Annotated in this window: 14 protein-coding genes; 2 read left to right on the top strand and 12 right to left on the bottom strand. The window is 60.8% G+C overall.

All coding sequences use genetic code 11. The annotated features are described in order from the left end of the window. The first annotated feature begins 584 nt into the window (after positions 1 to 584). The gene (locus tag D9M09_RS02835) at positions 585 to 2,573 is read left to right on the top strand and encodes a sigma-54-dependent Fis family transcriptional regulator (protein ID WP_227742104.1); all 1,989 of its coding nucleotides are present in this window, start codon (positions 585 to 587) and stop codon (positions 2,571 to 2,573) included. Between the two features lies 1 nt (position 2,574). Here the strand turns inward: D9M09_RS02835 and D9M09_RS02830 are convergent, their stop codons facing one another. From D9M09_RS02830 to D9M09_RS02800, 7 genes are all read right to left on the bottom strand, one after another. Further along, positions 2,575 to 3,585, bottom strand: a complete 1,011-nt coding sequence (locus tag D9M09_RS02830) for an FAD:protein FMN transferase (protein WP_121668529.1) — start codon at positions 3,583 to 3,585, stop codon at positions 2,575 to 2,577. Next, positions 3,575 to 5,617: a 4Fe-4S binding protein gene (locus tag D9M09_RS02825; RefSeq protein WP_240453535.1), complete on the bottom strand. Its 2,043-nt coding sequence runs from the start codon at positions 5,615 to 5,617 to the stop codon at positions 3,575 to 3,577. The genes D9M09_RS02830 and D9M09_RS02825 overlap by 11 nt, the downstream gene beginning before the upstream one ends. 117 nt (positions 5,618 to 5,734) lie before the next feature. After that, positions 5,735 to 6,895: a porin gene (locus D9M09_RS02820; RefSeq protein ID WP_070310866.1), complete on the bottom strand. Its 1,161-nt coding sequence runs from the start codon at positions 6,893 to 6,895 to the stop codon at positions 5,735 to 5,737. A 287-nt stretch (positions 6,896 to 7,182) separates the two neighbouring features. Further along, a complete protein-coding gene (locus tag D9M09_RS02815; RefSeq protein ID WP_240453534.1) occupies positions 7,183 to 8,919 on the bottom strand; it encodes a PQQ-dependent methanol/ethanol family dehydrogenase in 1,737 nt (578 codons plus the stop codon). Between the two features lie 49 nt (positions 8,920 to 8,968). After that, positions 8,969 to 9,358: a DUF779 domain-containing protein gene (locus tag D9M09_RS02810; RefSeq protein WP_070221752.1), complete on the bottom strand. Its 390-nt coding sequence runs from the start codon at positions 9,356 to 9,358 to the stop codon at positions 8,969 to 8,971. 55 nt (positions 9,359 to 9,413) lie between these two features. Then, positions 9,414 to 10,934 carry an aldehyde dehydrogenase gene (gene adh / locus D9M09_RS02805; RefSeq protein WP_070221751.1) on the bottom strand — a complete coding sequence of 507 codons (1,521 nt, stop codon included), beginning with the start codon at positions 10,932 to 10,934 and terminating at the stop codon, positions 9,414 to 9,416. 336 nt (positions 10,935 to 11,270) lie between these two features. Next, positions 11,271 to 12,227 carry a beta-propeller fold lactonase family protein gene (locus tag D9M09_RS02800; RefSeq protein ID WP_121670943.1) on the bottom strand — a complete coding sequence of 319 codons (957 nt, stop codon included), beginning with the start codon at positions 12,225 to 12,227 and terminating at the stop codon, positions 11,271 to 11,273. A 204-nt stretch (positions 12,228 to 12,431) separates the two neighbouring features. Here D9M09_RS02800 and D9M09_RS02795 point away from each other — a divergent pair, with 204 nt between their 5' ends. After that, a complete protein-coding gene (locus tag D9M09_RS02795) occupies positions 12,432 to 14,570 on the top strand; it encodes a TonB-dependent receptor family protein (RefSeq protein WP_121668527.1) in 2,139 nt (712 codons plus the stop codon). Positions 14,571 to 14,729: 159 nt separating this feature from the next. Here D9M09_RS02795 and D9M09_RS02790 read toward each other — a convergent pair whose 3' ends face one another. The 5 genes from D9M09_RS02790 to D9M09_RS02770 form a co-directional block, all read right to left on the bottom strand. Continuing rightward, positions 14,730 to 15,563 carry a substrate-binding periplasmic protein gene (locus D9M09_RS02790; RefSeq protein ID WP_240453533.1) on the bottom strand — a complete coding sequence of 278 codons (834 nt, stop codon included), beginning with the start codon at positions 15,561 to 15,563 and terminating at the stop codon, positions 14,730 to 14,732. Between the two features lie 25 nt (positions 15,564 to 15,588). Next, positions 15,589 to 16,074 (bottom strand): cytochrome c-550 PedF, encoded by a 486-nt coding sequence (gene pedF / locus D9M09_RS02785; protein WP_070221748.1) that lies wholly within the window; start codon positions 16,072 to 16,074, stop codon positions 15,589 to 15,591. 132 nt (positions 16,075 to 16,206) lie between these two features. After that, on the bottom strand, positions 16,207 to 17,226 hold the full coding sequence (gene rtcA / locus D9M09_RS02780; protein ID WP_121668525.1) for an RNA 3'-terminal phosphate cyclase: 1,020 nt from the start codon (positions 17,224 to 17,226) through the stop codon (positions 16,207 to 16,209). Between the two features lie 16 nt (positions 17,227 to 17,242). Further along, complete coding sequence (locus D9M09_RS02775; RefSeq protein ID WP_121668524.1) at positions 17,243 to 18,478, bottom strand: RtcB family protein; 1,236 nt, start codon at positions 18,476 to 18,478, stop codon at positions 17,243 to 17,245. A 272-nt stretch (positions 18,479 to 18,750) separates the two neighbouring features. Next, positions 18,751 to 20,322: a TROVE domain-containing protein gene (locus D9M09_RS02770; protein WP_121668523.1), complete on the bottom strand. Its 1,572-nt coding sequence runs from the start codon at positions 20,320 to 20,322 to the stop codon at positions 18,751 to 18,753. Positions 20,323 to 20,442: the final 120 nt, after the last annotated feature.

Raw genomic sequence — 20,442 nt, 5'->3', positions numbered from 1 at the left:
TTTACCGGCACCGTCATTGCTGACGGGTCGCTCACTCAAAAAACTGACAGGCTACTTCCGAAGAAGTATCCTATTTCATTATTTCTTGTGAACATTTGATATTTTAAGTATTACAGCGATCCGAAAATCACTGCTGCACTACATCAAATGTCCACACTTATCGACTGTTAATTGTTAAAGAACTGTATTCGGTTACTGCTTTCGCGCTATCGACAAAGCGTTGTGTTTGTCAGCTGCGAAGAAGGAAGAGTATGAAGCAATTTGCTACGTCCGTCAACTCCTTCTTTTTTCTCGCTTCACGCTGCATTTGCATGCGTCGTTCAGCGAGGGGGCGGATTATAGCCCTGCCCTGCGCGCGCCGCAAGGGCTATTTTCCCGCGCCGTGAAACGGCCCTGGCACCGCACTTGCTTATACAGCCCCATGCACTGTCCACTGATGAGAGCAACTCTGGGCCTGGCAGCAACACTGGGGACAGCCCGGCTCGCTTTGCTTTGCTCCCATTTGTGACAGGTGCTACATTATGGAACACTCTCGATATTCAAAAGAGCGCCGCAGTACAGGGCCCAACGGAGGCAACGAGATCATGTATCAACCATCAGCTACTTACCGTAGCGCACCGTTTTCGTCCATCGCGGACGCGAACACTTTGCCGGCAGGACAGGACAACGTCCCCGTCATCATCGAAACGTCCCATCAGCGTTCCGTCGCTTTTGGCCTGTCGCCCACGGCCACGCCCGACTTTACGCCAGCCGGCAAATCCGACCTGTCCTTGCTGATAGAGCAAAACCGCATGCTGCACACGCACGCGCTGCCCGCGATGGAAACCCTGTACCAGCAAATCGTCAACACACACAATATGGTGATCTTGACGGATGCCAATGGCGTAATCGTGCATTCGCTGGGCGACGATGATTTCCTGGAGAAAGCAAACCGCGTTGCCCTGCAGCCAGGCGTAGCGTGGTCGGAACAAAGCCGCGGCACGAATGCCATCGGCACGGCCATCACGGAAAAAGTACCGACTTTGGTCCATGCGGACCAGCATTACCTGGCTGCCAATCACTTTCTGACTTGTTCTGCGGCACCGATTACCGACCACCGGGGCAATGTCATCGGCGTGCTGGACGTCTCGAGCGACCAGCGCAGTTTTCACAAGCATACGATGGCCCTCGTGCGCATGTCGGCCCTGATGATCGAAAATCAGCTGTTTTCCGCCACCTTCGAAGACGCCATCACCGTGCACTTCCACGCGCGCCCCGAATTCATCGGCACATTGATGGAAGGCATCGCCTCGTTCACACCGGGTGGGCGGTTCTTATCGGCCAACAAGAATGGCTTGTTCCAGTTGGGCCTGTCATTTGCCGCACTACAATCGCACACGTTCAGCTCCCTGTTCGGCTTGCCAGTGTCCGCCCTGTACGAGCATTACCGCACGGCCTCACCCGGTTTGCTGAACCTGTGCATGCACAGCGGCGTGCGCGTGTATGGGCGCGCGCAGTTGCGCCTGTCCAATAGCGTCTTCCAGCACGGTTTTACTGCCAGCACCGATCACAGCGATATCAACGCCGTGCCGGCCCAGGTTCCCGCACCCGCCAGCCATGCGGCCAACGCGGCGCGCCGCCTGTCTGGCCTGCGCTACCTGCGCACGGGCGATCCGCAACTGGAACTGGTGATCGAAAAGGTCAACAAGGTATTGGGGCGCGATATTCCCATCCTCGTCATGGGCGAAACAGGCACGGGCAAGGAATTGCTGGCGCAAGCCATCCATAACGATTCGCCACGGGCCATGGGACCGTTTATTGCCGTCAATTGCGCGTCGATCCCGGAAACCCTGATCGAGTCCGAACTGTTCGGCTATGAAGACGGGGCGTTTACGGGCGCGCGCAAGAAAGGGGCGATCGGCAAGATCCTACAAGCCAATGGCGGTACCCTGTTCCTCGACGAAATCGGCGACATGCCTTTCGGCTTGCAGGCACGGCTATTGCGCGTGCTGCAGGAACGCATGGTCACGCCGCTGGGCAGCAGCAAATCGATCACCGTCAATGTGGAACTCATTTGCGCCACGAATCACAACTTGCGCGAACGCATGGCGAAGGGACTATTCCGCGAAGACTTGTATTACCGATTGAATGGCCTGGTGGTGAAACTGCCGCCCCTGCGCGAGCGCACGGACCTCGACACGGTCGTGAAGAAAATCCTCGCGACGGAAGCGCCCGACACGCGCTACACGGTGGCCCCTGACATCCTGCGCCTGTTCCACCAGCATAAATGGCCAGGCAATTTCCGCCAACTGACCAATCTGCTGCGCACAGCCATCGTCATGGCGGGCGACGAGCATGAAATCTGTTTGCGCCACATGCCCGACGATTTCCTCGACGATATTGAGATGACGCAAGCGACTGCCGCCAGTGCCAGCACGGACCGCATGATCGCAGCCGGCGCCAACCTGGAAGAGATGGAGCAAAGCGTGATCCTCAAGTCGCTTGATGCCCACGGCGGCAACGTCTCGGCCACGGCGCGGGCCCTGGGCGTGTCGCGCAACACGATCTATCGCAAGGTGCCGCACCTGAAATAGCCTAGAGTAGACGGGGAAAGCCGGGCGACATCTTGCGCTGGCCCGACTTGTCGATGGTCATCAGGTCAACGCCCTGCATGTGCGCGGCCATCGCATGCGCACGCGCGGCCCCCGTCACCATGAAGGTCGTCGACAAGCCATCGGCCAGCAAGCCGGTAGGCGCCAGCACGGTCACGCTGGCCAGTTCGCCCGGCGAATCGCCTTTCGCAGGATCGAAGATGTGGTGATGCACGAAGTCGGGCGTAAACGTGCATTCGTAATCGCCCGACGTGGCCACGCTGCGCCCCTCCACTTTCAAGGTGGCCGCCAGGATTTCCGCATCACGCGGGTCCTGGATGCCCAGGGTCCACGGACGGCGCACGGAGCGCTGTCCGCGCGCAATGAACTCGCCCGTGTCGAGCAGCGCGTGCCGTATGCCGCGCGCCTGCACGGCCGCCAGCGCCACGTCGGCCGCATAGCCTTGCGCCAGGCCATTCAAGGTCAACGCCATACCGGGCTGAAGAAAACGCACTTCGCGGCGATCCCATGCCAGTTGCCGCCAGCCTACCCGCGCCTGCGCTTCGCGGCGCGATGCTTCCGCAGGCAGGCTCGCCAGGTCTGCCGCCGACCGAAACAGCTGCCATAAGGGTTGCACGGTGATATCAAACGCCCCGTCGCTCCATTGCGACAAGGCTTGCGCCTGCGCCAGCACCGTCAGCAGATGGGCATTCGGCCGGGCCAGGCGGCCATCGCGGTTCAGCTGGAAGACTTGGCTGGCAGGACTGTAAATGCTCATCAGGCGGTCGACACTCCTGGCCGCATGCAAGGCGTCTTCGATGGCCAGTTCGGCCTGGCGCTGGTCGTGATGCAACACGGTGACGGCGACCGTCGTGCCAAACGCCAGGGCGGCACCTTGATAAGGGCGCACGCCGGATGCCGTAGCCGTGCCGCGCGCCATACTGCCAGGCAAGATCACGCCCGCCATGCCGGCCACGCTGCCAATCGCTGCGGAAATAAAGGTTCTACGCTGCATTGCTGCTCTCCTCTGCCGTGGCCCGGACGATGGGAATGGTACGGGCGCGCTTGATTTCCAGCATCAAGGGTGCGCATTTTTCATCGCTGGCGTAAATCACCACGCAATCCATGCACTGGAAACATTCGCCATAATCGACTTTGCCGCTCGGCGCGATGGCGTGATACTCGCAACGGTGGCGGCAAGTCTGGCATGGCGTGCCGCATTCCTTGCGGCGCGGAATCCAGTTGAACAGGCGAAAGCGTCCCAGCAGCGCCAGCGCCGCACCGAACGGGCACAGGTAGCGGCAAAAGAATTTGTAGGAAACACTGCTGAGCAACAGCAAGCCCACGGCATACGCGACGAAGGGCCAGGCGCGCACGAAGTTCAGGGTGATGGCCGTCTTGAACGGTTCCAGTTCCACCAGCTTGTCCGTGATCTGGCTGGAAAACATGCTGCTGGCCAGAATGGCCGCCAGCAAGCCATACTTGATCCATTTCAAGCGCCCATCGAGGCGCGGCTTGATCTTCCACTGCGGCAAGCGCAGCCACTGGCCCAGCTTGCCCGTGAATTCCTGCAGGGCGCCAAACGGACACAGCCAGCCGCAAAACGTGCCGCGGCCCCAAATGAACAGGCTGAGCAGAACGAAAGCCCAGAGAATCACCGTCATCGGATCGAACAGGAAAAAGCCCAGGCTGCGCCCCGCCAGCAGCGCCTGGATCAGCCCTGTGATGTTGACGATCGACAATTGCCCCTGGGCGTAATAGCCGATGAAGCCGATGGTCAACAACAGGAACAGGCGGCGGAACCATGCAAATTGCCGGCCATTACGCACCAGGCGTTTCTGCCAGGCCAAGGCGCCGGCCAGCAGCGCCAGCCCGGCCAGCAAGATCAACAGCTCAGTCTGGCGCCCCTTCCACGTGCCGCGCCAGCTGGCATCGTTGCCTTGCGGCGCCGTATAAAACCCGGCCGGCAGACGGTAGCTGAAATCGACGTTGCGCGCGATGCGTTCCGGATACACGATGCCCTTGCTGCGCGTGATGGGGAGAGAAAATGCCAGCGGGCTGGCTGCATCGAGCCCCGCCTGGCTGATGACACGGAATACGGCAATATTTTCCGTTGGTAACGGTCCCGCATCGGACAGGCTCAATTCCAAGTCCAGGTCGCGCATGTCGATGGGCAAGCCATCCTGCTTCAGCAACAACCGGTCCGGCACGGTGCCGCGCACGAAATCGTCGCCCAGCACGCTGTAGCGCCCGCGCGACATGACGAGGATGGCGTGGTCGTCCTCGTCGAGCCGGTTGCGCAGCTTGTTCCAGCTGCGTTCCGTCAACAGATTGCGTCCCACCGTGGGCACGGAGACATAGGCCAGATACAGATCGATGAACAGGCCGTCCGGCTCGCGCTGCGCCTCGGCATCGAGTCCCGCGCCGGGACTGCCGGCAAACAGGGTTTCGACGTCCTTGTTGCTCAGGCGCACATGCTGGATCAAGCCCTGCTCAAGCATCTTTGCCACGCTGAGTTTCTCGAACACGTCCATGCGGATGCGGGCGATCTGGTCCGGATCGCGCCCCTGCGCAAAGCCGAGTTTCTTGCGCGACACTTTCAAGGCGGACGCCAGCACGCTCTGGTTGATGATGCGCACGGAGGCCGTCGCCTTCGACACGCCGTCGATATCGGCGTGCGTGGCATCGGCGGCGCGCTTCTTCCTGGCATCGATGGCGATATTCTGTTTCAACGACAGGCCCTGGTACTGTTTGACGAACTGGAACAGCGGCGCTTCACCTAGGCCATCGAGAAACACGGGTTCGTGCTGCGACAGCACGGATACGTCCAGAAAACTACCCTGAGGATTGATGGCGATCAATAAATTGACGGGCACACCGGAAAAGCCGGGAATCGGCGCCAGGTCCACCGACTCAAAGACATAGCCGACCAGCTCGGTGGCCGTGGCGTTTTGCTTGAACAGGGGCCAGACGGGCAGCTCGGCTTCCTTGTCGCCGACGACGAGGGGCGCAGGGAAGCGCCGCGCCAGCTCGGCTTTGGTGAGCACGCCTGCCCACGCCTGTCCCAGGATAAACAGGAATAGCCAGCATCCGATGAATAACCGCATTATCCGCATGCATTGCACTCCGTGCGGCGCCGCAGCTTCCGGCGCCGCATTCATTGGTTAGAAGAAAATAATGCCGCCCAGGGATACGCCATTCATCTTCGCTTCGCCGCCCGTAAAGCCTTTCGAGCGCGTCTGGCCCAGCTCGCCCACGAGGGTGATCGCACTGTTGAGCGAGTAATACGCACCGAGGGTCAGGTTGGCGTTCGACTTCAAACCGCCCGTGCCGGCCGTGTTGTCGTCGTTCTTGCTGATGCCGTAGGACAAGCCCAGCTTCAGCTTGTCCGTCGTTTTATACGTGCCTTGCAGCAGCCAGTTCTTCGATTTGGTATCGCCCTGGTCCGCATCGGAGAGAATGCCCAATCCCTTGCCGCCCTGGAAATTGAGCAGCACGCCAGCCGGTCCCATCTGGTACGAGCCGCCCACTTCCACGCCGCGCATGGTCAGGTCATCGACGCCAGGCGTTTTCGATGTGAATTTTTGCGACTTCACGCCGAGCCAGGCTTTCAAGCCCTCCTGCGCATACGTCAGCTGCGCCTGCACTTGCGGACTCGACTTCGAAGAATAGGTCGAACCTGCCACGATGGGCGTATCGGAAACGGGGCTGACCAGCGCCACGTCGGCGCCAAAACCGCTGGACTTCGGCGTGCTGTACATGATCTGGCCATAGTTACCCAGATAGGTATAGCCGGCGCCGATATGGCCCAGGGTCACGCGGCCCCGCTGTGTCGCCTGCACCGGTGCGCCCGAGCCCAACAAGGTCATATCGGACAGGATCGCATTCGCGCCGAAGATGCCGTAGTCGCGGCCCAGCTTGAAGGTGCCCATTTCCGCATTGCCGAACGTAAAGAAAGCCTGGCGCACGTCGACCACGCTGTTCTGGCTGATGGCGCTGTCCGTGGCCGTCGAGTTGTAGATACCGATCAAGGCTTTCACGTCGTACTCGCCCAGGCGCGAGCTTGCCGAGGTGATCAAGCCATTCGGCAGCAAGCCGTTGCCGATGGTGGTGCGGTCCTTTTCGCCGCCGCAACCGAGCGCCTGGCCTCCCAGCGCCAGCCCGCCCACGGCATCGCCCGAACACGACACTTGCGTGTAATAGGCGTTGACGATGCCGCCTACCGACACGGTCCAGTCGCCCGCCTTGATATCGACGGCTTGCGCCTGCCCCACCGCTGCGATTGTCATGACACCCACGCTCCCCAGCTTGCTCAATGTGTTCATTGCGTCTCCTCTTTCTTCTCTGTTTTTAGTGTGCACATCAGTGATTGATGTACCTCAAGCTTTGGCAATAAGCGTGCCCAGCACGGCTCACAGGGAGAAAGAGAAATGACGTGTTTGACGTGTGCAGCAGCGGATCAATCGCCCCGCACGGTGTTCCTTTTTTGACCGCCGGCACATTGATCGAACGCCTGCGTAAACAAAAAACTGACGGCCTGGGCCGTCAGCAAAAAGAAAGCACCCGGCGGACAGGGAGACACCCATCCGTGTGGCCCGGACGCTTCACCCCGTTACTTCGACGCCAGCTTGAAGACCCACACGGAACCGCCCTGTTCCAGGAAGTTGACCTTCTTCGCCACCTCGCCGCCCCACAGCGGCACGGCGCCGCCCCAGCCGGAGACGACGGCCACGTATTGCGTGTCGCCATCCTGCCAGGTGACGGGCGGCGCCACGACGCCGGAACCCGTCTGGAATTTCCACAGCTCCTTGCCCGTCTTCGCGTCGACGGCTTTCAGGAAGCCTTCCGGCGTGCCGTAGAACACCAGATTACCGGCCGTGCTCATCACGCCGCCCCACAGCGGCGCGTTGTTCTTGATTTCCCAGACGATCTTGCCCGTCTTCGGATCGATGGCGCGCATGGCGCCAATGTAGTCGTCAAACAAGGGCTTGATGGTAAAACCGGCGCCGAGGAAGGCGCCGCCCTTCTTGTAGCTAATCGGCTCGTTCCAGATATCCATGCCCCATTCATTTGCGGGCACGTAGAACAGCTTGGTTTGCGGCGAGTACGCCATCGGCATCTGGTTTTTTGCACCGAGGAAAGCCGGCGCGGCAAACACGGTCGAACCCTTCTTGCCTTCTTCTCCCTTGGTCGGGTCGCCAGGGCGGCCGGCTGCGATATAGTTCGGCCGGCCCGTCTTCAGGTCGATGCTGCTGGCCCAGGTGATTTTCTTGACGAACGGAAAGGCATTCTGCAGCTTGCCGTTGGCCGCATCGATGACGTAGAAGAAACCGTTGCGGTCAGCCTTGCCACCGTAGCGCTTGCCATCCATGTCGAAGGTGACGAACTCGTTGGCGCCGTCGAAATCCCAGGCATCGTTCGGCGTATTCTGATACGCCCACTTGATCTGCCCCGTTTTCACGTCCAGCGCCACGGTGGACGACGAGTACAGGTTGTCGCCGGGACGCAGATGGCTGTTCCACGGCGCCGGGTTGCCCGTGCCGAAATACGCGAGCTTGGTCTGCGGATCGTAGGTGCCGCCCATCCATGTCGAGGCGCCGCCCGTTTTCCACAGGTCGCCCGGCCAGGTTTTGTTCACAGTGCCGGATACGCCGTTATCGATGGCCTTGCCGTCCTTGTCGTAGCGGTGGCCCATATGGCCCTCCACCGTCGGACGGCTCCACACGAGGTCGCCCGTCATCGGGTTGCGCGCCTCGACCCGGCCGACGATGCCGAATTCGCCCCCCGACACGCCCGTCAGCAGCAAACCTTCGGCGATCAGCGGCGCCGCCGTCATCGAGTAACCGGCCGCATAGTCGTCGACTTTCTCCTTCCAGACGATCTTGCCCGTATTCTGGTCCAGCGCCACCAGGTAGGCGTCGAGCGTGCCGAAGATCACCAGGTTGCCGTACAGGGCGGCGCCGCGGTTGACCACGTCGCAGCAGGGCATGATGCCGTCCGGCAAGCGATGCTCATATTTCCACAGCTTGGCGCCCGTTTTCAGGTCGACGGCAAAGATGCGCGAATACGATGCCGTGACGAACATCTTGCCGTTGTGAATCAACGGCTGCGATTCCTGGCCCCGCTGTTTTTCGCCGCCAAACGAGAACGACCAGGCCGGCACCAGCTTGGCCACGGTCTTGTCATTGATCTGCGTCAACGGCGAATAGCGCTGGCCCTGCGTGCCCATGCCGAACGACAGCACGCTGGACGGATTCTTCGCCGTGCTGTCGAGCATGGCGGTGGTGACATTGCCCACATCGGCCGCCTGGGCCAGCGATGCCACACCCAAACCGATGAGTATCCCCATGATTTTTTTCTGCACAATCATCTCCCTCTGTTATTAGTATGTGTATGTATCAGGTGCTGCCGTGGTCGTGCGGCTGCGCATGCAGCAAGGCGCACTCTTCATCGGTGAACAGGCGCGAGCGCGTCAAAAAGCGCTTGCCCGTGCCGTTGTCGAGTGAAAACATTCCGCCATTGCCATCGACCACATCGATAATCAACTGGGTATGCTCCCAGTACTCGAATTGCTCGAGTCCCATGTAGAACGGTGCGCCATTCAAATTGCCGAGATAGATATCGGTATCGCTGACATCGAACTCGCCCAGCGCGTAGCACATGGGCGCACTGCCGTCGCAGCAGCCGCCCGACTGGAAAAACATCAGCGGGCCGTGACGCTGGCGCAACTTGTCCATCATTTCCAGCGCCGCATCGGTGGCGACCACCCTGGCAATTGCTGCACTCATGGCATCCCTTTCTGCGCGCCGCGCCTGGACTACGGGCGCGGCGCCTGTTGCCGGTTTAGAAGAAGCCCAGCGCTTTCGGGCTATAGCTCACCAGCAAGTTCTTCGTTTGCTGGTAGTGGTCGAGCATCATCTTGTGGTTTTCGCGGCCGATACCCGATTGCTTGTAGCCGCCGAAAGCGGCGTGGGCCGGATACAGGTGGTAGCAATTGGTCCACACGCGGCCCGCCTGGATGGCGCGGCCCATGCGGAAGGCACGCGAACCGTCACGCGTCCACAAGCCGGCGCCCAAGCCGTACAAGGTATCGTTGGCAATCGCCAGCGCTTCAGCTTCATCCTTGAAGGTGGTCACGGACACGACCGGTCCAAAAATTTCTTCCTGGAAGATACGCATCTTGTTGTGCCCCTTGAACACGGTCGGACGCACGTAATAGCCGCCTTCCAGGTCGCCCGCCTGCGTGTTGCGCTCGCCGCCAGCCAGCACTTCGGCACCTTCCTGGCGGCCGATGTCGAGGTAGGACAGGATTTTTTCCAGCTGCTCCTGCGACGCTTGGGCGCCGATCATGGTGGACGAGTCGAGCGGATTGCCCTGCTTGATGGCGGCCACGCGCTTCAGGGCCCGTTCGATGAATTTCTCGTAGATCGATTCCTGGATCAGCACGCGCGATGGGCAGGTGCACACTTCGCCTTGATTCAGCGCAAACATGGCAAAGCCTTCCAGGCACTTGTCGAAATATTCGTCGTCCGCATCCATCACGTCTTCAAAGAAGATGTTCGGCGATTTGCCGCCCAGCTCCAGGGTGACGGGAATCAGGTTTTGCGCGGCGTAGCCCATGATCAGGCGGCCCGTGCCCGTTTCGCCCGTGAAGGCGATCTTGGCGATGCGCTTGCTCGACGCCAGCGGCTTGCCCGCTTCCAGGCCGAAACCGTTGATGATGTTCAACACGCCCGGTGGCAGCAGGTCGCCGATCAGCTCGATCAACACCATGATGGAAGCGGGGGTTTGCTCTGCCGGTTTCAGGACGACGCAATTGCCGGCGGCCAGCGCTGGCGCCAGTTTCCAGACAGCCATCAGGATCGGGAAATTCCACGGAATGATCTGGCCCACGACACCCAGCGGCTCGTGGTAGTGGTAGGCATAGGTTTCCGCATCGATTTGCGCGACGGAACCTTCCTGCGCGCGGATGCAGCCGGCGAAGTAACGGAAATGGTCGATGGCCAGCGGAATGTCGGCATTCATCGTTTCGCGGATCGGCTTGCCGTTATCGATCGTTTCCGCCGTGGCGATCAAGCTCAGGTTCTGTTCGATGCGGTCGGCGATGCGGTTCAGGATGTTGGCGCGCTCGGCGGGCGAAGTCTTGCCCCAGGCCTCCTTGGCGGCATGCGCGGCATCCAGCGCCAGCTCGACGTCTTCCGTCGTGGAACGGGCGATTTCGCAAAATGGCAAGCCCGTGATCGGCGTGATGTTAGGAAAGTATTCACCTTTTACTGGTGCAACGAATTTGCCGCCGATGTAATTGTCATAGCGTTGTTTGAAGGGATTGGCTACGCCCAGTTTGCTGATGTCTGCGAGATTCATGTCGTCCTCTATCGGGTTAATTAGAATGGAATTACTTAATTAAAATCAAACGTCCTGGTACAGATGGGGTGAGTACACGGAGTCTTCCGCAAATGCCGTGCCAGCTCGCCATCCCACTACAAACTTAGCCGCTTTTACCCCTGTTACAAGGGCGCGGCGTCAATACCGGTGCGCTTTTCGGCGCATGCCCGGGCTTGAGCCGCGGGAGCGGGCCTGTTTGCGTTTTGAACAAGGTGAAGGCATCCTGTTCCAATCCGGGCCAGCCCTGCTGCTGCGGCCCGTCGCCGCTGCACAATGGAACAGGTGTACCAGACTGGAACACCTGTTCCTGTAACGCTACCGAATCACCACGCCCCATGGCAATTCGCCGACTGCGATATCGGCCACCTTGCGCGCGCTGGCCGTATCGATGACGGAGACGCTGTTCGAGCGGCCATTGGCCACGTACAGCTTGGCCCCGTCGGGCGTGATGGCCATGTTCCATGGGCGCTTGCCGACGGGAATGGTGGCCGTCACCTGCTTGCTGGCCGTATCGATCACCATCACCGTGCCATCCGTGCCATTTGATACATACACTTGCTTGCCACCGGGATGGACGACGATGCCATTCGCATTCTTGCCCGCTGGAATGGTGGCAATGGCCTTGCGCGCCGTCATATCGATCACGTAGACGGCATTGACCAGTTCGCACGCCACGTAGGCAAGGCCCGAATCCGGACTGAAACCGATGCCGCGCGGACGCAAGCCCACGGCAATGGACGCGACCTGGCGGCGTTGCGCCACGTTGATGACATCGACTTGCTCGGCCTCTTCCGCACTGACCAGCAGCCAGCGCCCATCGGGACTGAACACGGCATGTTCCGGGTTGCGTCCCTGCACCTTGATATCGGCAAGCACGACGCCCGTCTGGCCATCGAGCAAGGCCACGCTATTGTTTTCCTCGACGGCCACGGCCACGTAACGACCGTCGTGCGAGGCGCTCACGCCTTCGGGCGACTTGCCCAGCGCCACCATGCGAACTGGTGCGCCAGCTTCGTTATCGATCAGCAGCAAGGCGCTGCTGGCCGCATCGGTGACAAACAATTGCCGCCCGGTGGGGTCGGCGGCGATGCCGCGCGGACGCTTGCCTGCGGCGATCTGGCGCACCACCCGATCGGTCGCCGTGTCGATCACGCTCACGGTGCCCGATTTTTCATTGGGGACATAGGCAAAAGGAGCGGCCTGGAGGGCCGTGCTGAAGAGCGCAGGCAGCAGCCAGCACACCTGGCGCAAGCGCGGGAAGAAGTTGGGCATAATCACCTTTTCAATGGCAAAACACAGGAAAAGCGCGCGGTAGCGGCGCATCTGATAATTGCTGCATGCAAACGCCGTGCCACTGACACGCGTATAATTTCCGCCCACCAATGGAGACATGGCAGGCATATTGCTTGATACAACTATGCAGACCTGCGCCGCTCACGCGCTCAAGCAGGCTTTTATTCACATTGGAGAATCCGCATGCAGCATCGTTTCCGCCTGAACACCATCGCCAGCCTGTTTGTCGCCGGCAGCGCCACCCTGGCCCCCCACGTCTTTGCCGCCGAGCCCGCTGACTTGGCCGCCGGGCAACTCATGGATACGGTGGTCATCAGCGGCAGCCGCATCGCCCACCCCAGCCAGGAAGTGCCCGCGTCCATTGACGTCGTCGACAGCACCCGCATCCAGGACGGCCAAATCCGCGTCAATGCCTCGGAAGCGCTGGCCGCCGTGCCGGGTCTGGTCGTACAAAACCGCCAAAACTACGCACAAGACTTGCAAATCTCGTCGCGCGGCTTCGGCGCCCGCTCGGCCTTCGGCGTGCGCGGCGTCAAGCTGATCAGCGATGGCATTCCCGCCAGCATGCCCGACGGGCAAGGCCAGGCCGCCACCTTCAACCTCGATACGGCCGAGCGCATCGAAGTGCTGCGCGGGCCGTTTTCTGCCATCTACGGCAACCATTCAGGCGGCGTGATCCAGCTGTTTTCCAAGGATGGGCAAAATCCCCCCTCCGTCGAACTGAACGTGACGGGCGGCAGCTTCGGCACCAGCAAGGTGGACCTGTCGGCGCAGGGCCAGGCAGGCGGCATCGGCTACGTGCTCGACGGTTCGCGCTTCCGCACGGATGGCTTTCGAGACCACAGCGCCGCCACGCGCGAACAGGCGTTCGGCAAGATCACGGTCAAGCCGAATACGGACAGCAAGCTGACCATCGTCGCCAACAGCCTGCACCAGGGCAACACGCAAGATCCGCTGGGCGCCACCTGGGCCACGTTTTCCCGCGATCCGCGCGCCGGCGAAATCGACACGACGGACACGCAAAACCCGAAACGCACCCTGGCCGAACGCTACAACACGCGCAAGAGCATCGACCACCAGCAAATCGGCGCCACCTATGAACAGTCGTTCGGCGATGACCGCCTGCACGTGACGGCCTACGGCGGCAACCGCGACGTGATCCAGTACCAGGCATTCACCAAGGGTTTCCAGGCACCGGCCAGCCATTCGGGCGGCGTGGTCGACTTCCAGCGTGAGTTCTACGGCATCGACACCAATTGGCTGCACGTCAGCCAGTTGGCCGGTGGCAAGCTGAGCACCACCATCGGCATCGACTATGGCCGCTCCAGCGATGACCGCACCGGTTATGAAAATTACATCGGCAACACGTTTGGCGTGAAGGGCAAGCTGCGCCGCGACGAGCAGGATGTCGTCTCCAGCCTCGATCCGTATATCCAGGCAGAATGGCAGAGCGGGCCATGGCTGCTCAGCGCAGGTGTGCGCTACAGCAAAATGAAAGTGTCGGTCAACGACCGCTTCCTCGGCAATGGCAACGACAGCGGCAGCCTGGAGTTCAGCCACACGACACCCGTGCTGGGCCTGCTGTATAAACTGACGCCCAACGTCAACGTGTACGCCAGCGCCGCGCGCGGTTTCGAAGCACCCACCCTGAACGAACTGTTTTACTCGGGCACGGGCGGCGGCTTCAATTACCAGCTGAAACCGGCCACCAGCACCAACCTGGAAGCGGGTATCAAGGCCAGGATCAATCACAACACGCATGTGAACGCGGCCGTGTTCCAGATCAAGACCAACGATGAACTGGTCGTCGACAGTTCCAGCGGCGGGCGCACCAGCTACCGCAATGCGGGCAAGACCTTACGCCAAGGCATGGAAGTGTCGCTCGACTCCAGCTTGCCGTATGGTTTCACGACAAAAGTGGCGCTGACCAGCCTGCACGCCGTGTATGACCAGGCCTTCGGCAGCGTGCGCGAAGGCAGCCGTTTACCGGGCGTGCCCAGCGCCAACCTGTTCGCGGAACTGGCCTGGAAAGACACGCTCGACCGTTTCGGCGCGGCACTGGAAAGCGTGGCCAGCAACCAGGTCTACGCGGAAGACAGCAACATCGAAAAGCCGGCACCCGGCTACACGGTGTTCAATGCCCGCTTCAACGCCAAGCAAAACGTAGGGAATTGGCGCTTCAAGGAGTTTGCCCGCCTGAATAATCTTTTCGACAAGACCTACGTGGGCTCCGTCATCGTCGGCGACAGCAACAAGCGCTACTATGAAGCGGCGCCAGGCCGTAACTGGTTGTTGGGTGTGAGCGCCCAATACTCCTTTTAAGAACACCTGAGAAAAAGTCCATGGCGGCGTTGCATTGCCTTGTCGTACTATTCGTACTGCCTGCGGCAATGCGCCTTGCCCTGAACATTTTTCAGGCGTTCTCATGAAAAAGCCCGCGCCTCTTCCGATGCGCGGGCTTTTCAACTCAAGCAGGCTACTTCAGGGCCGCGCTTCCTTCACGCCATACTTCTCAAAGATGGCTTTCAATTCGCCGCTGGCCGCCATCTCGTTCATGGCCGCCTGCAGTAACTTGGCCACGTCGAGCTGTTGCTTGCTGACGGCCAGGCCCACGGCCCAGCCGGCACGCGGCAAGCGGGCGAACGCCACTTCGCTCAAGGGGAAAGCAGGATCGCTTTTCAGCACCGACTCGATTTCCGATCGGTTCGCCAACACGGCGTCGAGCTGGCCAGCCTGCAATTGCTGCAAGGCTTCGGCGGCCGTATCGAAGATGCGCACATCGTCGCGATATCTGCCATTGTCTTCGCCCAACATCAGCATGGCCGCGATCGACACCTTTTCCACGCCGATACGCTTGCCCGCCAGCGAAGCGACCCCATCGAATTGCGGCACGGCTTGCGCGCTGCGGGCCAGGCGCACGGTTTCCACGTAATACGGGGCGAATATCTCGACCTTGTCGTTGTCCGCCATCAATTTCTTGTCGACCGGCACGTGCAGCATCACGTCGGCGGGACCATAGCCGAGGTAATGCCCCTTCCACACCATATTGCGCAAATCGTCGTTGAGGTTTTCGCCGGCGGGAAAGGGCAGCAAGCTCAGTTTTAAACCCAGCTTTTTCGCCAGCGCTTCGGCGATGTCGATATCGATGCCCGCGCCCTTGTCGGAAAACGGCGCGAGCTCGTTATACACAGCCACCTTCAGGCTGCCCGACTGCCGCACTTTCTGCCAATCGGCGCGCGCCGGCGCGGCCGCGCACAGCGCCATGCAAGCGAGCGAGAGCATCGCGCGCGCGCCACGGAGTTGAAATGAACGCATGGAACTCCTTCGTTATCAGTTCGACCTAATTAGACTCGCGGCGGGTTTCCAGGTAGGTCTTGATGGCCCACATCGCTTCCTGGTTGAATACGCCCTCGAACGGCGGCATGTACACGGCACCATTACGCACTTTACCGTGACGGATGGTCGCCAGGAAATAATTATCCGTTTCCTTGTAGCACGCCTGTTTCTTTGTCTCATTCTTGATACCGAAGCAATCGCGGTCCAGTTGGCGCAAGTCCGGCGCGATGCCGCCCGAAATGGCTTCGATGCCGTGGCAGCGCGCGCAATTCTGGTTATAGGCCGAGGTGCCCACCGTCAGGGCCAGCTTGTTGCCGCGATACGGGTTTTGCTCGAGCCACTTGTCACCCACCTTGGGCAAGCCCGTGGTGTCGACGCCTTGCGGCGTGACATTGCCGTGCGCATAGGCATGCGGCAAGGTCAGCAGGGAGGTGAGGGCAACGGCGCCGGCGGCGGCCACGCCGAGCAGGGTACGGATGGAATAGGTCATGCTGGTCTCCTTGGTTTTTTTTAGTGAATATCTCAAGAAGAGCAAATGCCATGCCATGCGTATATGCCCCACATCGGGCCGCCCATGTATCAATTTGGAACAGCTGCAACAGCGATTGTGTCACCGCGCGCGTCAGGCGGCGGCCACCGTGCAGATGCTGCCCCGCGCCTGCTGCTCGAAAGTGATACGCACGGGCAAGAAGCGGGCAATCACGTCCGCATTCGTCAACGCATGCTGCGACACCTTGTTGCAACTGAAGCTACCGCCGCCGGCCAGCGCCATCGGCAGCAAGAGCTGGTCCGCCAGGTGCTCGCCCACGGCCGCGTCCGTCTTGAGATAGGCGCGCACCTCGTTCAACAGGCGCTTGGCCACGGATTCGGCCAGCAAGTGCTTTTCGCCGAACGACGTAAATACTTCCGTGACGTGCTCATGTTCCAATGTCAGCAACAGGACGTTGCCCGGTCCCTGCTCCGCCGGCAAGCCGACGAGACGCAGCTGCTTGCCGCTCCAGCCCATGCCGTCGGCGACACGCTCGAGCTCGCGCTGCGCCACGTTCACATGCACGCCCGCCACCACGCTTTCCGCATACCCGGCCTTCCGCTCGCCGCGCTGCAGCAGTGAAATGGGCCGCAAACGCTGGCACGGTTGCACGGTGGCCAGCACCTCGCCACCACCTGCGGGATGAAAGCCATAGCGCTGCTGCGTAATCTCCACCTCGGCGCCCATCTGTTCCAGGATGCGGCCATACGCGCGCTGCAAAAAATGCACGGGCGGCGCCATGGCATTGTGCGTGCCGCCGCTGATGCGCACGGTAGACGGCCCATCCGCATACAGCAGAGCCGGCAGCAAGGTTTGCAACACCAGGGTGCAGCTGCCGGCGCTGCCGATGGCAAAGCGGTAATCGCCGCCGCGTATGGGGCCAGGCACGAATTCCAGGCTGGCTGCGCGCAGCGCCACCGGCGTCGTGCGCGCCCCGCAAATGGCGGTCGCTGCCTGCACGGCCAGCAAATGCTGGCGCAACAAGCCGGGCTTGTCCCGCCCCGCGCGAATATTCGTCAGCCGGAACGGCTGGGCCGTGATCATGGACAGGCTCAGCGCCGAGCGCAAAATCTGTCCGCCGCCTTCACCTTGCGCTCCATCAATTTCTATCATCTGTACTTTCTCTTTATTAACCTTTGACGCAAACGACCTGCTTCAGGATATGCACGACGTCGACCAGCTCGCGCTGTGCCAGCATCACCGCATCGATATCCTTGTAGGCCATTGGAATTTCATCGATCACGTTTTCATCCTTGCGGCATTCCACGCCTTGCGTGGCGCGGATCTGGTCGTCCAGGTTGAAGCGCCGCTTCGCTTCCGTACGGCTCATCGTGCGTCCCGCGCCGTGGCTGCAGCTATGGAAACTGTCCGCATTACCCTTGCCGCGCACGATAAAACTCTTCGCGCCCATGGAACCGGGAATGATCCCCAGTTCGCCGGCGCGGGCCGAGACGGCGCCCTTGCGCGTGACCAACACGTCCTTGCCGAAGTGGTGCTCCTTCTGCACATAGTTATGGTGGCAGTTGACGGCTTCCACATGCGTCTGGAACGGCTTATGGATGACCGTGCGCACGGCCGCGATCAGGTTTTGCATCATCACTTCGCGGTTGTTGCGCGCGAAACGCTGGGCCCAGCCCACCGCTTCCACGTAATCGTCGTAATGCCGCGTGCCTTCGGCCAGATAGGCGAGGTCCTGGTCGGGCAGGTTGATGAAGTGGGTACGCATATCCTGCTTGGCCAGTTCGATGAAATGCGTACCGATGGCATTGCCCACGCCGCGCGAACCGGAATGCAGCATGAACCATACAGAACCCTGTTCATCGAGACAGACTTCGACGAAGTGGTTACCGCTGCCCAAAGTTCCCAGGTGACGATAGTTATTCGTGTTCTTCAGCTTGGGCGTTTTCAGGCAGATGGCGTCGAATTCATCCTTCAGCTGCAGCCACGCGGCATCGACCACCGAGGGCGGCGTCTGCCAGGAACCCTCGTCGCGGCCGCGGTGACCGCGCGTCTTCGGCGACATCCCGTGCGGAATGGCGCGCTCGATGGCGCTGCGCAGCGGCCCCAGGTTATCGGGCAAATCATTTGCCGTCAGCGTGGTTTTCGCCGCCATCATGCCGCAACCGATATCGACGCCCACGGCTGCCGGAATCACGGCGCCCAGGGTGGGGATCACGCTGCCGATGGTCGATCCTTTACCCAGGTGGACGTCGGGCATGACGGCGATGTGCTTGTAGATGAACGGCAGGGTCGCCGTGTTGCGCAATTGTTTTTTGGCCGCTTCTTCGACAGGCACGCCACGCGTCCACATTTTCACGGGACGGCTGCCTTCGGTATGCAGAACTTCGTATTCTTCGTTTTTCATCGCTATGCTCTTCTTCTATTGTATAGGGGGTGATGACAAGGATTGGTGAAACATTGCCGACGCATCGGCTCTGGATGTAGTTCCACCGGCATTCATCAGTACGACAACCCGACAAGGGGGGACAGGATTTTCTGCCAGGCGCACTGCGTCTGGCAGGCCGGTTTGACGCGGCTGATCGATGTAATCCTGTCGGCATTCGGGGTACTGCGGCGCATGACAAACCTGGACAGGACGTCTCTCATGTAGTCTTGTCGGCATTCGTGCGCGTTACTTCAACAAGCTGGTACCGCGATATCGATGGTGGCGATTTCTCCCACCCAGTGGGCCGGGTCCAGCTGACCGGCGGCAAAGGCGGCGATGATCTTGAAGACGTCGTCGGAAAAACCGCCGATATTCAGGATATCCTCGCGCTCCATCGCCTGTGTCGTGGCATGCGGCGAAATATCGATGCACACCAGCTTTGCCTGCGGATTGCGCTGCCTGAAAACCGTCCACTGCCCCATCGTCGCCGTGGCGCCGCTGCGCCTGGCGTCGATCCACGATTCGTTATCGGACACATAGATCACCAGGTCGGCCAGCTCCTTCCTGCTGTTCATGCGCAGCAGGGGTGCGCTGCAATTGGTGCCGCCACCGCCGATGGCCGCCAGCCTGGCCGCATTCGCCATTACGCTGTCATCGGCGCCAAGTGCGCACTGCACCACGTTGTGCTCGAACGGCAGCACCATGGCGTCCGGATTCTTGCGCAGCATGGCTGCCGCCACCAGAGCCGCCACGTCGATGCAGCGCACGTTCGAGGTGGCGCTGCCGCGAAAACCGCTGACGGGCGAGGCCATCGAGCCGGAAACGTCAGGACACACCACCACCTTGCCCGTGATCCGCGGCACGTTCGCCAGCGATATTTCCAGCGCCTGCTCCAGCGCTGCATGCACGATGCACGGTACCTTGTCGCCGGCGGCCATGTACGCCGACATCAGTTGGTAGGGAAACACGCGCGAGCTGGCGATCGCTTCGGGATCGCGCAGCTTGGCGGCGATCAGTTCCGGCATGCCATCAATCACGTACACGCCATGGCGGGCAAAGGTATTCAGATTCATGCGCACCATCTGCCAGCTGCCCTGGCGGGCGATCTGCGCCCAATCCTGCGCGCTCAAGGGCAACGCCGTCAGCATCTGGAACGGCACTGCCGGTATCGGCTGCGAAGGATCGGCCTTGTATGCCTCGAACGCGGCCAGCGCCGCCGGCAAGGCATCGCGTGTATATTCCTTGCCGATCAGCCAGGCAAAGAATGCCTCCCGCCACGCTGCCTGCGGTTTCGGATGCACCATTTTCACCACGTCGGCCAGCGACGGCGCATTGCCCACGGCAGCGGCCAGCAAGGCCTGCTCGGATGCGTTGTTCAACCATGCCTGTACCAGCTTTTTCGGACGCGATCCCAGCGACTTGCGGCCCACGGCGCCCGAACGCATGATCTGCACGAAGTTGCGCAGCATCTTGCCGTTGTTAATCACGCGCTGGAAGGCCTGCGTAAATTCTGCAGCACCCTGCCCCGCCAGCACGGCCACCAGCAAGGCCGGCATGTCTTTCATGTAGCCCCGTTCGCGGCAGTACACGGCCGTTTGTGCGATGAAGGCTGGTTCGACCGCCTTGCACAGTTCCAGTACCATCGCCAGCTGCGCTTCGGCGCTGGCATAGAACGTCGTGTTCAGGCAACCGGTGGCAGCATATTGCGCCAACTGATGCCGTGGCGTCAGTGCATACGCTGGCGCGCCTTCGGCATTGCGTGCCAGTGCCGAAGGCAAGGTCGCGCTCTGTTGTGCGCTCTGGAATAGCTGGACGTTGGCCATTTTTCGTTCCTCTCTGCTCTCTACGTTTATCTCGTTGGTATCTCCTCTATTGCAAGCGCTGTGCCAGCTCTAATAATTTTTCCAAAAACAAATGTAAGCCATTGATTTTTTGGAATAATA

Origin of the sequence: Janthinobacterium agaricidamnosum (assembly GCF_003667705.1) — a bacterium.
GTDB lineage: Bacteria > Pseudomonadota > Gammaproteobacteria > Burkholderiales > Burkholderiaceae_D > Janthinobacterium.
The sequence above is the reverse complement of the archived record's forward strand: the minus strand, read 5'-3'. Positions and strand labels throughout refer to the sequence as shown.

What these genes read in the sequence shown, in the direction of transcription:
- D9M09_RS02835 (WP_227742104.1), top strand. Translation starts at nt 585, where the DNA reads ATGTATCAACCATCAGCTACTTACCGTAGCGCACCGTTTTCGTCCATC.
- D9M09_RS02830 (WP_121668529.1), bottom strand. Translation starts at nt 3,585, where the DNA reads ATGCAGCGTAGAACCTTTATTTCCGCAGCGATTGGCAGCGTGGCCGGC.
- D9M09_RS02820 (WP_070310866.1), bottom strand. Translation starts at nt 6,895, where the DNA reads ATGAACACATTGAGCAAGCTGGGGAGCGTGGGTGTCATGACAATCGCA.
- D9M09_RS02815 (WP_240453534.1), bottom strand. Translation starts at nt 8,919, where the DNA reads ATGGGGATACTCATCGGTTTGGGTGTGGCATCGCTGGCCCAGGCGGCC.
- D9M09_RS02810 (WP_070221752.1), bottom strand. Translation starts at nt 9,358, where the DNA reads ATGAGTGCAGCAATTGCCAGGGTGGTCGCCACCGATGCGGCGCTGGAA.
- adh (WP_070221751.1), bottom strand. Translation starts at nt 10,934, where the DNA reads ATGAATCTCGCAGACATCAGCAAACTGGGCGTAGCCAATCCCTTCAAA.
- D9M09_RS02800 (WP_121670943.1), bottom strand. Translation starts at nt 12,227, where the DNA reads ATGCCCAACTTCTTCCCGCGCTTGCGCCAGGTGTGCTGGCTGCTGCCT.
- D9M09_RS02795 (WP_121668527.1), top strand. Translation starts at nt 12,432, where the DNA reads ATGCAGCATCGTTTCCGCCTGAACACCATCGCCAGCCTGTTTGTCGCC.
- D9M09_RS02790 (WP_240453533.1), bottom strand. Translation starts at nt 15,563, where the DNA reads ATGCGTTCATTTCAACTCCGTGGCGCGCGCGCGATGCTCTCGCTCGCT.
- pedF (WP_070221748.1), bottom strand. Translation starts at nt 16,074, where the DNA reads ATGACCTATTCCATCCGTACCCTGCTCGGCGTGGCCGCCGCCGGCGCC.
- rtcA (WP_121668525.1), bottom strand. Translation starts at nt 17,226, where the DNA reads ATGATAGAAATTGATGGAGCGCAAGGTGAAGGCGGCGGACAGATTTTG.
- D9M09_RS02775 (WP_121668524.1), bottom strand. Translation starts at nt 18,478, where the DNA reads ATGAAAAACGAAGAATACGAAGTTCTGCATACCGAAGGCAGCCGTCCC.
- D9M09_RS02770 (WP_121668523.1), bottom strand. Translation starts at nt 20,322, where the DNA reads ATGGCCAACGTCCAGCTATTCCAGAGCGCACAACAGAGCGCGACCTTG.